The organism is Streptomyces sp. NPDC048106 (assembly GCF_040706415.1).
Classification (GTDB): domain Bacteria; phylum Actinomycetota; class Actinomycetes; order Streptomycetales; family Streptomycetaceae; genus Streptomyces.
The window spans coordinates 42885-55887 of sequence record NZ_JBEZND010000027.1; the positions used below are offsets into that span (position 1 = coordinate 42885).

General features: G+C 73.2%; 12 protein-coding genes. All 12 read left to right on the forward strand.

Annotated elements, in window-relative coordinates:
- The first annotated feature begins 3 nt into the window (after nucleotides 1-3).
- The 12 genes from AB0927_RS25470 (at nucleotide 4) to AB0927_RS25525 (ending at nucleotide 12989) form a co-directional block, all read left to right on the forward strand.
- Nucleotides 4-1092: a nitronate monooxygenase gene (locus tag AB0927_RS25470; RefSeq protein ID WP_366670019.1), complete on the forward strand. Its 1089-nt coding sequence runs from the start codon at nucleotides 4-6 to the stop codon at nucleotides 1090-1092.
- A complete protein-coding gene (locus AB0927_RS25475; RefSeq protein ID WP_366670020.1) occupies nucleotides 1089-1835 on the forward strand; it encodes a 16S rRNA (uracil(1498)-N(3))-methyltransferase in 747 nt (248 codons plus the stop codon). Before AB0927_RS25470 ends, AB0927_RS25475 begins: the two co-directional genes overlap by 4 nt.
- A 175-nt stretch (nucleotides 1836-2010) precedes the next feature.
- Complete coding sequence (locus AB0927_RS25480) at nucleotides 2011-2514, forward strand: hypothetical protein (RefSeq protein WP_366670021.1); 504 nt, start codon at nucleotides 2011-2013, stop codon at nucleotides 2512-2514.
- Nucleotides 2515-2559: 45 nt separating this feature from the next.
- Nucleotides 2560-5769 (forward strand): PDZ domain-containing protein, encoded by a 3210-nt coding sequence (locus tag AB0927_RS25485; RefSeq protein WP_366670022.1) that lies wholly within the window; start codon nucleotides 2560-2562, stop codon nucleotides 5767-5769.
- A gap of 98 nt (nucleotides 5770-5867) precedes the next feature.
- The gene (locus AB0927_RS25490; protein ID WP_366670023.1) at nucleotides 5868-6221 is read left to right on the forward strand and encodes a histidine triad nucleotide-binding protein; all 354 of its coding nucleotides are present in this window, start codon (nucleotides 5868-5870) and stop codon (nucleotides 6219-6221) included.
- 6 nt (nucleotides 6222-6227) lie between these two features.
- Nucleotides 6228-7133 carry a ribonuclease Z gene (locus tag AB0927_RS25495; protein ID WP_366670024.1) on the forward strand — a complete coding sequence of 302 codons (906 nt, stop codon included), beginning with the start codon at nucleotides 6228-6230 and terminating at the stop codon, nucleotides 7131-7133.
- 20 nt (nucleotides 7134-7153) lie between these two features.
- A complete protein-coding gene (locus AB0927_RS25500; protein WP_366670025.1) occupies nucleotides 7154-8143 on the forward strand; it encodes an adenosine deaminase in 990 nt (329 codons plus the stop codon).
- Nucleotides 8144-8459: 316 nt separating this feature from the next.
- A complete protein-coding gene (locus tag AB0927_RS25505) occupies nucleotides 8460-9602 on the forward strand; it encodes a PfkB family carbohydrate kinase (protein WP_366670026.1) in 1143 nt (380 codons plus the stop codon).
- A gap of 137 nt (nucleotides 9603-9739) precedes the next feature.
- Nucleotides 9740-10819, forward strand: a complete 1080-nt coding sequence (locus tag AB0927_RS25510) for a PhoH family protein (RefSeq protein ID WP_366670027.1) — start codon at nucleotides 9740-9742, stop codon at nucleotides 10817-10819.
- A 12-nt stretch (nucleotides 10820-10831) separates the two neighbouring features.
- Nucleotides 10832-11329, forward strand: coding sequence for an rRNA maturation RNase YbeY (gene ybeY / locus AB0927_RS25515; protein ID WP_366670028.1), 498 nt, complete (start codon nucleotides 10832-10834; stop codon nucleotides 11327-11329).
- A gap of 8 nt (nucleotides 11330-11337) precedes the next feature.
- Nucleotides 11338-12633, forward strand: a complete 1296-nt coding sequence (locus AB0927_RS25520; protein WP_366670029.1) for a hemolysin family protein — start codon at nucleotides 11338-11340, stop codon at nucleotides 12631-12633.
- Nucleotides 12630-12989, forward strand: coding sequence for an MmcQ/YjbR family DNA-binding protein (locus AB0927_RS25525; protein WP_366670030.1), 360 nt, complete (start codon nucleotides 12630-12632; stop codon nucleotides 12987-12989). The genes AB0927_RS25520 and AB0927_RS25525 overlap by 4 nt, the downstream gene beginning before the upstream one ends.
- Nucleotides 12990-13003 lie beyond the last annotated feature (14 nt).

Here is a 13003-nt window from a genome sequence, read left to right on the forward strand (position 1 = left end):
GTCATGTCCTCCGTGCTGACCGATCTTCTCCGTCACCCGATCGTGCAGGCCCCCATGGCGGGGGGTGTCTCCGTGCCGGAGCTGGCCGCCGCCGTGGGCGAGGCCGGCGGGCTCGGGTTCCTGGGCGCCGGGTACAAGACGGCCGACGGCATGTACCAGGAGATCAAGCGGCTGCGGAGCCTCACGGACCGGCCCTTCGGCGTGAACCTGTTCATGCCGCAGCCGGAGCACTCGGAGAGCGGCGCGGTCGAGGTCTACGCCCATCAGCTGGCCGGCGAGGCCGCCTGGTACGAGACCGAGCTGGGCGATCCGGACAGCGGCCGGGACGACGGCTACGACGCCAAGCTCGCGGTGCTCCTGGACGATCCGGTGCCGGCCGTCTCCTTCCACTTCGGCGTGCCGAGCCGGGAGGCGCTGGAGCGGCTGCGGCGCGCGGGGACCGTCACCCTGGTCACCGCCACCACCGCCGAGGAGGCCGTCGCGGTCGAGCGGGCCGGGGCGGACGCGGTGATCGCCCAGGGCGTGGAGGCCGGCGGTCACCAGGGCACGCACCGGGACACCCCGGAGAACGACGGCGCCGGCATCGGCCTGCTGTCCCTGATCACGCAGATCCGCGAGGCCGTGCGCCTTCCCGTCGTCGCCGCCGGCGGCATCATGCGCGGCGCCCAGATCGCCGCCGTCCTCGCGGCGGGCGCGAGCGCGGCCCAGCTGGGCACCGCCTTCCTCGCCACCCCCGAGTCCGGCGCGCCCGAGGTGCACAAGCAGGCGCTGACCAACCCCCTGTTCACGCGGACCGAGCTGACCCGCGCGTTCACCGGCCGCCCGGCGCGCGCCCTGGTCAACCGCTTCCTGCGCGAGCACGGACCGTACGCGCCGGCCGCCTACCCGGAGATCAGCCATCTCACCTCGCCGCTGCGCAAGGCGGCCGCCAGGGCCGGGGACGCGCAGGGCCTGGCGCTGTGGGCGGGGCAGGGCCACCGGCTGGCCAGGGAACTGCCCGCCGGCCGACTGGTGGAGGTGCTGGCGGCCGAACTCGCCGACGCCCGCGCGCGGTTGGCGTCCCGCCCGGTGATCGGCGGTGGCTCGCGATGACCGCGCCCGTCTTCGTCGTACCCGACTTCGCCGCGGACGGCGACCGTTATGTCCTGGACGGGCCCGAGGGCCGGCACGCGGTGTCGGTCAAGCGGCTGGAGGCCGGCGAGGAGGTCGTGCTCACCGACGGCGCGGGGCGCTACGCGGTGTGCGAGGTGCTCGGCAGCGAGGGCAAGGACCGGCTGGTCGTCCGGATGCCGGAGGTGTCCGAGGAGCCGGCGCCGCGGCCCCGGATCACGGTCGTCCAGGCGCTGCCCAAGGGGGACCGGGGGGAGCTGGCCGTCGAGACGATGACCGAGGTCGGCGTCGACGCCGTCGTGCCGTGGCAGGCCGCGCGCTGCATCACGCAGTGGAAGGGCGAGCGGGGGCTGAAGGCGCTCGGCAAGTGGCGGGCCACCGCGCGCGAGGCGGGCAAGCAGTCGCGGCGGGTCCGCTTCCCGGAGATCGCGGACGCGGCAACCACCAAGCAGGTCGCGGCACTTCTGGCCGGGGCAGACTTCGCCGGGGTGCTGCACTCCGACTTCGAGCACACCAGCGAGCCGCTGGCCACCGCCCCGCTGCCCGCCGAGGGCGAGATCGTGCTGGTCGTCGGTCCCGAAGGGGGCGTCTCCCGCGACGAGTTGGCGCTCTTCGAGGAGGCGGGCGCGAAGGCGTACGTCCTCGGGCCCAGTGTGCTGCGCACCTCCACCGCGGGCACCGCCGCCGCGGCCCTCCTCCTGGGACGCACCGGCCGCTGGTCCTGAACCCGAGGGCGGCAACCGCCCCCCGGTGTACGCCGCTTCGGAGGAACCGGCACGCCGAACGGGTGAGTCGCCGTGCCCGGGCTTCCGTCCGGTCCCGCGCGGTGGCACTCTGCCGTACATGGGGGCATTCATGTGGATTCGGCCGCGAGTGGTCGCGGTTGCCGGGATCGCCTGCGTGGCCGGAGTCGCCGTCGCGGGGTGCCGGCCGGACGTGCTCGGGTCGGCGGGGGTCGCCTACACGACCCGGATGACCGCCACCGCGCGACTGGAACAGGCGGATGTGGACGTCAGTTGGCTCAACTGCACCGGCGGCGCGGGCGGGAGCGGCGGGGCGACGGCCTCACCGGCCTCACCGGCCTCGCTGGGGGAGACCGGGGAGAGCACGGTCGTCTCCGTCGACTGCCAGGGGGAGACCGGCGACCGGCGGAAGATCACCGTGAACGGAGAGGTGACCCGGGCCGTGGACGGGGCCTGCGTGCGCGGGGATCTGCGGGCCAGGGTCGGCGGGAAGCAGGTGTTCCACGTCAGCGGGCTCGGCGACTGCGACGCCGCGCCGGGGCCGACGTACCGCCCGCCCAGCTACACGACCGTCGGACCGCTGCCCGCCGTGACGGTCACCGTCACCCGGACCGTCTGGTGCCAGGGCGACCCCAACTGCCGGCCCGTGCAGGGCAAGTGATCCGAAAGGGGCGCGCGGACGGCGGCCGCTGCGTAAGGTGACGGGGTGACTCAGGGCGCTTCGACAGGAACCTCCGGCTACCTCCGATTCCCGCACCTGCACGGCGACTTGGTGACCTTCGTCGCCGAGGACGACGTGTGGCTCGCCCCTCTCGACGGGGGCCGCGCATGGCGGGCCAGTGCCGACAACATCCCGGTGAACCACCCCCGCATCTCGCCCGACGGCACCACCCTCGCCTGGACCTCCACCCGCGACGGCGCCCCCGAGGTGCACATCGCGCCCGTGGCCGGCGGACCCGCCAAACGCCTGACGTACTGGGGAAGTTGGAAGACACAGGTGCGCGGCTGGACCCCCGGGGGCCAGGTCCTCGCGCTGAGCACCACCGGCCAGCCGAGCGCGCGCCGCACTTGGGCCCGCGCCGTCCCGCTCGACGGCGGACCCGCCACCACCCTGCCCTACGGCCCCGTCGGCGACCTCGCCCACGGCCCGCACCCCGTGCTGCTGTCCGCCCCCATGGGCCGCGAGGCGGCCTGGTGGAAGCGCTACCGCGGCGGCACCGCGGGCAAGTTGTGGATCGACCGGGAGGGCGACGGGGAGTTCGCCCGGCTGCACGAGGAACTCGACGGGAACATCGAGTACCCCCTCTGGGCCGGCGACCGCATCGCCTTCCTCTCCGACCACGAGGGCACCGGCGCCCTCTACTCCTCCCGCGCCGACGGCTCCGAGCTGCGCCGGCACACCCCGCTCGACGGCTTCTACGCCCGCCACGCCGCCACCGACGGCACCCGCGTCGTCTACTCCAGCGCCGGCCGGCTGTGGCTCCTGGACGACCTCGACGGCGCCACCCCGCGCCCCCTGGACATCCGCCTCGGCGGCCCCCGCGTCGACCTCCAGCCCTTCCAGGTGAACACCTCCCACTGGTTCGGCTCGGCCGCCCCCGACCACACCGCCCGCGGCAGCGCCGTCGGCCTGCGCGGCACCGTCCACTGGGTCACCCACCGCTCCGGCCCGGTGCGCGCCCTCGCCGCCGAACCCGGCGTCCGCACCCGGCTGCCCCGCACCTTCCGCGCCGACGGCGAGGAATGGGTCGTCTGGGTCACCGACGCCGAGGGCGACGACGCCCTGGAGTTCGCCCCCGCCACCGGCCCCGCCCTCGGCGCCACCCCGCGTCGGCTCGCCGCCGGACGCCTCGGCCGGGTCCTGGAACTCGCCATGGCCCCCGACGGCAGCCGCGCCGCCGTCGCCTCCCACGACGGCCGGCTGCTCCTGGTCGAGCGGGAGACCGGCGAGGTCCGCGAGGTCGACCGCAGCGAGGACGGCGACGTCCGCGACCTCACCTTCTCGCCCGACTCCGCCTGGCTCGCCTGGACCCACCCCGGCCCCCGCCCGCTGTGCCAGCTACGCCTCGCCCACACCACCGACCTGACCGTCAGCGAGGCCACCCCGCTGCGCTTCCAGGACCACGCGCCCGCCTTCACCCTCGACGGCAGGCACCTCGCCTTCCTCTCCAACCGCTCCTTCGACCCGGTCTACGACGAACACGTCTTCGACCTGGCCTTCGTGGAGGGCACCCGCCCCTACCTGATCACCCTCGCCGCGACCACCCCCTCCCCGTTCGGGCCGCAGCGCCACGGCCGCCCGTTCGAGACCTCCGACAAGGAGGAGACCCCGGACAGCGAGGGCGTGCCCAGCACCCGGATCGACCTCGACGGACTCGCCGACCGCATCGTGCCCTTCCCGGTCGAGGCCGCCCGCTACGCCAACCTGCGCGCCGCCAAGGACGGCGTGCTCTGGCTGCGGCACCCGCTGCACGGCGTCCTCGGCACCGCCCGTGCCACCCCCGACGAGCCCGACCCCAGCACCGAGCTGGAGCGCTACGACCTCGCCCAGCAGCGCCTGGAGCACCTCGCGGCCGACGCCGACCACTTCGAGGTCAGCGGCGACGGCAAGCGGGTCCTGCTGTGGACCGACGGCAAACTGAAGGTCGTACCCAGCGACCGGCGCGCCTCCGCCGACGAGGACAGCGACTCCAACATCACCGTCGACCTCGGCCGCATCCGGCAGACCGTCGACCCCGCCGCCGAGTGGCGGCAGATGTACGACGAGACCGGCCGCCTGATGCGTGACAACTTCTGGCGCCCCGACCTCGGCGGCGTCGACTGGGACGGCGTCCTCGACCGCTACCGCCCGGTCCTCGACCGCCTCGCCACCCACGACGACCTCGTGGACCTGCTCTGGGAGGTGCACGGCGAACTCGGCACCTCGCACGCCTACGTCATCCCCCGCGGCGGCTACGGCGGCGGCCCCCGCCAGGGCCTGCTCGGCGCCGACATCTCCCGTCACGAGGACGGCGGCTGGCGCGTCGACCGCATCCTGCCCTCGGAGACCTCCGACCCGGAGGCCCGCAGCCCGCTCGCCGCGCCCGGCGTCGCCGTCCGCCCCGGAGACGCGATCCTCGCCGTCGCCGGCCGCCCCGTCGACCCGGTGACCGGCCCCGGCCCGCTGCTCACCGGCACGGCGGGACGCCCCGTGGAACTCACCGTCTCGCCCGCGGCCGGCGGCGACCCCCGGCACGTCGTCGTCATCCCGCTCGCCGACGAGGAACCCCTGCGCTACCACGCCTGGGTCGCCGGCCGCCGCGCCCACGTCCACGAGCGCTCCGGCGGCCGCCTCGGCTACCTCCACGTCCCCGACATGCAGGCCCCCGGCTGGGCCCAGATCCACCGCGACCTGCGCGTCGAGGTCGCCCGCGAGGGCCTGATCGTGGACGTGCGCGAGAACCGCGGCGGCCACACCTCCCAGCTCGTCGTGGAGAAGCTGGCCCGCCGCATCGTCGGCTGGGACACCCCCCGCGGCCGGCGCCCCGTCAGCTACCCACGGCACGCCCCGCGCGGCCCCGTCGTCGCCGTCGCCAACGAGTTCTCCGGCTCCGACGGCGACATCGTCAACGCCGCCATCAAGGCCCTCGGTATCGGCCCCGTCGTCGGCACCCGCACCTGGGGCGGCGTCATCGGCATCGACAGCCGCTACCGCCTGGTCGACGGCACCCTGGTCACCCAGCCCAAGTACGCCATGTGGCTGGACGGCCCCGGCTGGACCGTCGAGAACCACGGCGTCGACCCGGACGTCGAAGTCGTCCAGCGGCCACAGGACTGGGCGAGGGGGACCGACCCCCAGCTCGACGAGGCGATAAGGCTGGCCCTGGAGGCACTGGAGGCCGTACCCGCCAAGACGCCCCCGCCGCCGCCGGCCTGAGGGGCGCGGGGAACCGCGCGACCGGCCCGGACGGACCCGCGCCCCACCGACTACGATGATCTCCCCGAACCCGCCCGGCGAAAGCGAGCGCACGCGAAATGGCTGGAGAACCGCAGGACGACTGCCTGTTCTGCAAGATCGTCGCGGGCGACATCCCGGCGACGATCGTCCGCGAGACGGAGACCACCGTCGCCTTCCGGGACATCAACCCCCAGGCGCCCACGCACATCCTGGTGATCCCCAAGGTCCACTACCGCGACGTCGCCGCGCTCGCCGCCGGCGCCCCGGAGGTCGCGGCGGACGTGCTGCGCGAGACCAAGTCCGTGGCCGACGAGGAGAAGCTCGAAAGCTACCGCGTCGTCTTCAACACCGGCACCGGCGCGGGCCAGACCGTCTGGCACGCCCACGGGCACGTCCTCGGCGGCCGCGGCCTCCAGTGGCCGCCTGGGTAGTTCGTCGTGTCCGTCCGTGAACTCGTCGTCCTCGGCACCGCCAGCCAGGTCCCGACCCGGCACCGCAACCACAACGGCTACCTGCTGCGCTGGGACGGCGAGGGCATCCTCTTCGACCCCGGCGAGGGCACCCAGCGGCAGATGCTGCGTGCCGGGGCCGCCGCGCACGACCTGAACCGCCTGTGCGTCACCCACTTCCACGGCGACCACTGTCTCGGCCTCGCCGGGGTCATCCAGCGGATCAACCTGGACCAGGTGCCGCACCAGGTCACCGCGCACTACCCGGCCTCCGGACAGCGCTTCTTCGACCGGCTGCGGTATGCCACCGCCTACCGGGAGACCGTGGGCGTCACCGAGGTCCCGGTGGCCGCCGACGGCGTCCTCGCGGTGACGCCGTCGTACACCCTGGAGGCCCGGCGGCTGTCGCACCCGGTGGAGTCGTACGGCTACCGGCTGACCGAGCCCGACGGCCGCCGCATGCTGCCCGACCGGCTCGCCGCGCACGGGATCAAGGGCCCGGACGTCGGGGTGCTCCAGCGCGAGGGCCGGCTCGGGGGCGTGACGCTGGAGGAGGTCAGCGAGGTGCGGCGTGGACAGCGGTTCGCGTTCGTCATGGACACCCGGCTGTGCGCGGGCGTGCACGCGCTCGCCGAGGGCTGCGACCTGCTCGTCATCGAGTCCACCTTCCTGGACGAGGACGAGCGACTCGCGGTCGAACACGGCCACCTGACGGCCGGGCAGGCGGGGACGGTCGCGCGGGACGCGGGGGTGCGGCACCTGGTGCTCACCCACTTCAGCCAGCGGTACTCCGAACCGGAGGAGTTCGAGCGGCAGGCGCGGGCCGCCGGCTTCGAGGGCGAGCTGACCGTGGCGTACGACCTCCAGCGAGTGGCGGTTCCGAAACGACGGTGAGTGCGCCGTACGATGCTTTGATGCCCCTCCCCAAAGCAGAATTGCACCTCCACATCGAAGGCACCCTGGAGCCGGAGCTGGCCTTCACCCTGGCCGCCCGCAACGGCGTGAAGCTGCGCTACGCCGACACGGACGAGCTGCGCGAGGCGTACCGCTTCGAGGATCTCCAGTCCTTCCTGAACCTGTACTACGAGCTGATGACCGTCCTGCGCACCGAGCAGGACTTCGAGGATCTGGCCAACGCCTATCTGACCCGCGCCGCGGCGCAGGGCGTGCGGCACGCGGAGATCTTCTTCGACCCGCAGGCCCACCTCGCCCGGGGCCTCGACATGGGCACCGTCGTGGAGGGGCTGTGGCGGGCGCTGGGGAGCAGCGAGGAGAACCACGGCATCTCCACCCGGCTCATCCTGTGCTTCCTGCGCGACGAGTCCGCCGACTCCGCGCTGGAGACGCTCCAGGCCGCGCGGCCCTACCTGGACCGGATCACCGGCATCGGCCTGGACTCCGCCGAGGTCGGCCACCCGCCGGCGAAGTTCCGCGAGGTCTACGAGGCCGCCGCCGCGCTCGGGCTGCGCCGGGTGGCGCACGCCGGCGAGGAGGGGCCGCCGGAGTACATCACCGAGGCCCTGGACCTGCTCGGCGTCGAGCGCGTCGACCACGGGCTGCGCTGCATGGAGGACCCCGCGCTGGTCGAGCGGCTGGTGCGGGAGCGGATCCCGCTCACCCTGTGCCCGCTGTCCAACGTCCGGCTGCGCGCGGTGGACACCCTGGCCGACCACCCGCTGCCGGCCATGCTGGACGCGGGGCTGCTGTGTACGGTCAACTCCGACGACCCGGCCTACTTCGGCGGGTACGCCGACGACAACTTCCAGGCGGTGCGCGAGACGCTCGGCCTGACCGGGGAACGGCTGCGCGAGCTGGCCCGCAACTCCTTCCTCGCGTCCTTCCTGGAGGACGACGAGGAGCGGCGCGCCCGCCTGCTGGCCGAGGTGGAGGCGTACGCGTTCTGAGCGTGTCCGGCGCGGGCCTCGGCATGGGATATGCTTGATCATGTCGAGGCCGCCGGAACTCCGGTAGCCGGACAGTGCGTTGGTGGTCCAAGGAAAGACGCCCCGCTTCCTGCGGGGAGATGCAGGTGCAAGGCCTGCCCGGCGCTCCAGTGAGCCCCGTCCCGCCGTGTGCGGGGCGGGGCTCTTTTCTCGTGCCGCGCGAGTTGTCGCGGGCTCTTCGCGGACTTGTCGATGTGCGCACGGGCCCGGCCGTATGCCCGTGCGCGGTGGCCGTGGTGGTGCACACTGGCCAGACCCGCACACCAGGGAGCGCACCGTGACCTCGTCGCACACCCTCATCGGAGAGGAACCCGAGCACCTCACCCGGGCGGGGCACCGCCGGGCCCAGGTCGATCCGCTCGCCGCGCGGCGGGCGCCCGGGGACCCGCCCTGGGACGTCTATCTCACGGGCACCGTCTTCCTCGACATCATCTTCACCGGCCTCGGCTCGGCGCCCGTGCGCGGCACCGAGTCCTGGGCGCGGGGCATGGGCTCCAGCCCCGGCGGGGTCGCCAACATGGCCAGCGCGCTGGCCCGGCTCGGACTGCGGACCTCGCTCGCCGCGGCGTTCGGCGACGACCACTACGGGGAGTACTGCTGGGACGCCCTCGAACAGGGCGAGGGGATCGACCTCACGCCCTCGCGGACGGTGCCCGGGTGGCACTCGCCGGTGACGGTGTCCATGGCGTACGAGGGCGAGCGCACGATGGTCTCGCACGGGCACGAGCCGCCGCCGGGCGAGCCGGTCCCCGACTGCCCGCCCCGCGCCCGGGCCGCCGTCGCCTCCCTCACGCCCGGCCGCCGGGCCCCCTGGATCGCCCAGGCCGCGCGCGGCGGGACGCGGATCTTCGCGGACGTGGGCTGGGACGAGACGGGCGCGTGGGACCTCGCCGCGCTGCCGGACCTCGAACACTGCGAGGCGTTCCTCCCCAACGCGGAGGAGGCGAAGCGCTACACGGGCGCCGACTGCCCGCGCCTGGCCGCGCACGCGCTCACCGAGTACGTGCCGGTGGCGGTGGTGACGCTGGGCTCCGAGGGCGCGTACGCGGTGGACCGCCGCACCGGCGAGGCGGCGGAGGTGCCGGCGATCGCGGTGGAGGCGCTGGATCCCACGGGCGCGGGCGACGTCTTCGTCGCGGGCTTCGTGACCGGGTCCCTGGCGGGCTGGCCGCTGGCCGACCGGCTGGCCTTCGCGGGCCTCACGGCCGCGCTGTCCGTGCAGGAGTTCGGGGGCTCGCTGTCGGCGCCGGGCTGGTCGGAGATCGGCGCGTGGTGGCGCAGGGTCCAGTCCCTCCCGGCCCAGGAGCCCGCGGCGCTGCGCAGGTACGCGTTCCTCGACGGACTGGTGCCCGAGGAGCTGGACCGGCCGTGGCCGCTGCGGCGGGCCGTGCCCACGATCGGCTTCCGGCGCTCCGGCTGACGGGTCCGGGCCGGAACTCTTCCGGAGGAAAAGTCCTACAGGCTTGTCAGCCGTCCGGCGTACTCTGGACAGCGACGAGGCCGCCCTTGGTTGCGCGGTCGTGATCAGGAGGAAGCACAAGGCCTTCGCGCCGGCCCATGACACAGACACCCACAGCTCACACCCCCGCGCAGGAGCAGGCGAGAGCACAGCTCACCGTCCCCGCCCAGCACCCCATGGTGACCGTTCTGGGTTCCGGCGACTCCCTCCTGCGCGTGATCGAGAGGGCCTTCCCGGCGGCCGACATCCATGTCCGGGGCAATGAGATCAGCGCGGTCGGCGACCCGTCCGACGTCGCCCTGATCTCGCGCGTGTTCGACGAGATGATGCTGGTGCTCCGCACCGGGCAGCCGATGACGGAGGACGCAGTGGAACGCTCGATCGCCATGCTCAAGGCGAGCGACAACGGCACGAGCGACGGCTCGGAGACCCCGGCCCAGGTGCTGACGCAGAACATCCTGTCCTCGCGTGGCCGCACCATCCGCCCCAAGACCCTCAACCAGAAGCGCTACGTCGACGCGATCGACAAGCACACGGTCGTCTTCGGCATCGGCCCCGCCGGTACCGGCAAGACCTACCTGGCCATGGCCAAGGCCGTCCAGGCCCTCCAGTCCAAGCAGGTCAACCGGATCATCCTGACCCGTCCCGCGGTCGAGGCCGGCGAGCGGCTGGGCTTCCTGCCCGGCACGCTCTACGAGAAGATCGACCCCTACCTGCGCCCGCTGTACGACGCGCTGCACGACATGCTCGACCCGGACTCCATCCCGAAGCTGATGGCCGCTGGGACCATCGAGGTCGCCCCGCTGGCGTACATGCGCGGCCGCACGCTGAACGACGCCTTCATCATCCTGGACGAGGCCCAGAACACGAGCCCCGAGCAGATGAAGATGTTCCTCACCCGCCTCGGCTTCGACTCGAAGATCGTGATCACGGGCGACGTGACGCAGGTCGACCTGCCGAACGGACAGAAGTCGGGTCTGCGCCAGGTCCAGGAGATCCTGGAGGGCGTCGAGGACGTGCACTTCTCCCGGCTGTCGTCCCACGATGTCGTACGGCACAAGCTGGTGGGCCGTATTGTCGACGCGTACGAGAAGTACGACAGCAAGAACGGCACCGAGGACGGCACCCACAAGGGCGACCGCGCCAGGACCGGCGCCAAGGGCACCAAGGGGAAGTAGACCCGCACGAGCATGTCGATCGACGTCAACAACGAATCCGGCACCGAGGTCGACGAGCAGGCGATCCTCGACATCGCCCGCTACGCGCTCGCGCGGATGCGCATCCACCCGCTGTCCGAGCTCTCGGTGATCGTCGTGGACGAAGACGCCATGGAGCAGCTGCACATCCAGTGGATGGACCTGCCCGGGCCGACCGATGTCATGTCCTTCCCGATGGACGAGCTGCGTCCGCCGGGCAAGGACGACGACGAGCCCCCGCAGGGGCTGCTCGGCGACATCGTGCTGTGCCCGGAGGTCGCCGCCAAGCAGGGGGCGGACGCCCCGACGCGGCACTCCATGGACGAGGAGCTCCAACTGCTCACCGTCCACGGCGTGCTGCACCTGCTCGGCTACGACCACGAGGAGCCCGACGAGAAGGCCGAGATGTTCGGGCTCCAGGCCGCCATCGTGGACGGCTGGCGGGCCGAGCGCGGTCTGACCGGACCGTCCCCGGCGCCGACCGTCTCGTAAGCGGCCGTATGTCCCCGCAGATCGTGATCGGCGCGATCGCGCTGGTCGTCGTCGCCTGGCTCGCCGCCTGCGCGGAGGCGGGCCTCGCCCGCGTCTCCAGCTTCCGGGCCGAGGAGGCCGTGAAGTCCGGGCGGCGCGGCGGCGCCAAGCTGGCGCAGGTCGCCGCCGACCCCACCCGCTACCTCAACGTGGCCCTGCTGGTCCGCGTCGCCTGCGAGATGGCGGCCGCGGCGCTGGTCACCTACGCCTGCCTGGAGGAGTTCCCGGCCACCTGGCAGGCCCTGCTGGTCGCCATCGGCGTCATGGTCCTGGTGTCGTACGTCGCCGTCGGCGTCTCCCCGCGCACCATCGGCCGCCAGCACCCGCTGAACACCGCGACCGCCGCCGCGTACGCCCTGGTGCCGCTGGCCCGGGTGATGGGCCCGATCCCCTCGCTGCTGATCCTCCTCGGCAACGCGCTCACCCCCGGCAAGGGCTTCCGGCACGGCCCGTTCGCCTCGGAGGCGGAGCTGCGCGCGCTGGTCGACCTCGCCGAGAAGGAGTCGCTGATCGAGGACGAGGAGCGCCGCATGGTGCACTCCGTCTTCGAGCTGGGCGACACCCTGGTGCGCGAGGTCATGGTGCCGCGCACCGATCTGGTCACCATCGAGCGCTTCAAGACCATCCGGCAGGCCCTCACCCTTGCCCTGCGCTCCGGGTTCTCCCGGATCCCGGTCACCGGTGAGAGCGAGGACGACATCGTCGGGATCGTGTATCTGAAGGACCTGGTCCGCAAGACGCACATCAGCCGCGACGCGGAGAGCGACCTGGTCTCCACGGCCATGCGCCCGGCGGTCTTCGTGCCCGACACCAAGAACGCCGGCGACCTGCTGCGCGAGATGCAGAAGGAACGCAACCACGTCGCCGTCGTCATCGACGAGTACGGCGGCACCGCGGGCATCGTCACCATCGAGGACATCCTGGAGGAGATCGTCGGCGAGATCACCGACGAGTACGACCGCGAACTGCCACCCGTGGTGGACCTGGGGGAGGGCCGCTTCCGGGTCACCGCCCGCCTGGACATCACCGACCTCGGCGAGCTGTACGGCCTGGAGGAGTACGACGACGAGGACGTGGAGACCGTCGGCGGGCTGCTCGCCAAGGCTCTCGGCCGCGTGCCCATCGCGGGCGCGTCCGCCGAGGTCGAACTCCCCGACGAGCGGCGGCTGAAGCTCACCGCGGAGTCCTCCGCCGGACGCCGCAACAAGATCGTCACCGTGCTGGTGGAGCCCGCCGGGCCCGCCGGGGAGGAGCGGGCCGGGTGACCCCCAAGGAGCTGCGCGCCTTCTGCCTGTCCTTCAACGCGGCCGTGGAGGACTTCCCGTTCGGCCCGGAGACCTCGGTCTTCAAGGTGCTGGGAAAGATGTTCGCCCTGACGAACCTGGCCGCGCGGCCCCTGACGGTCAACCTCAAGTGCGACCCGGAGGACGCGCCGCGGCTGCGCGCCGACCACGAGGGCCTGATCACCCCCGGCTGGCACATGAACAAACGGCACTGGAACACCGTCACCGCCGACGCCGGCCTGCCGGACCGGCTGCTGCGCGAGCTGATCGAGGACTCGTACGACCTGGTCGTCGCGGGACTGCCGAGGGCGCAGCGGCTGCGGCTGGACCGGCCGTAATCCCGTTGCCGGGG

What these genes read in the sequence shown, in the direction of transcription:
- AB0927_RS25470 (WP_366670019.1), top strand. Translation starts at nt 4, where the DNA reads ATGTCCTCCGTGCTGACCGATCTTCTCCGTCACCCGATCGTGCAGGCC.
- AB0927_RS25520 (WP_366670029.1), top strand. Translation starts at nt 11,338, where the DNA reads ATGTCCCCGCAGATCGTGATCGGCGCGATCGCGCTGGTCGTCGTCGCC.
- AB0927_RS25475 (WP_366670020.1), top strand. Translation starts at nt 1,089, where the DNA reads ATGACCGCGCCCGTCTTCGTCGTACCCGACTTCGCCGCGGACGGCGAC.
- AB0927_RS25510 (WP_366670027.1), top strand. Translation starts at nt 9,740, where the DNA reads ATGACACAGACACCCACAGCTCACACCCCCGCGCAGGAGCAGGCGAGA.
- AB0927_RS25490 (WP_366670023.1), top strand. Translation starts at nt 5,868, where the DNA reads ATGGCTGGAGAACCGCAGGACGACTGCCTGTTCTGCAAGATCGTCGCG.
- ybeY (WP_366670028.1), top strand. Translation starts at nt 10,832, where the DNA reads ATGTCGATCGACGTCAACAACGAATCCGGCACCGAGGTCGACGAGCAG.
- AB0927_RS25500 (WP_366670025.1), top strand. Translation starts at nt 7,154, where the DNA reads ATGCCCCTCCCCAAAGCAGAATTGCACCTCCACATCGAAGGCACCCTG.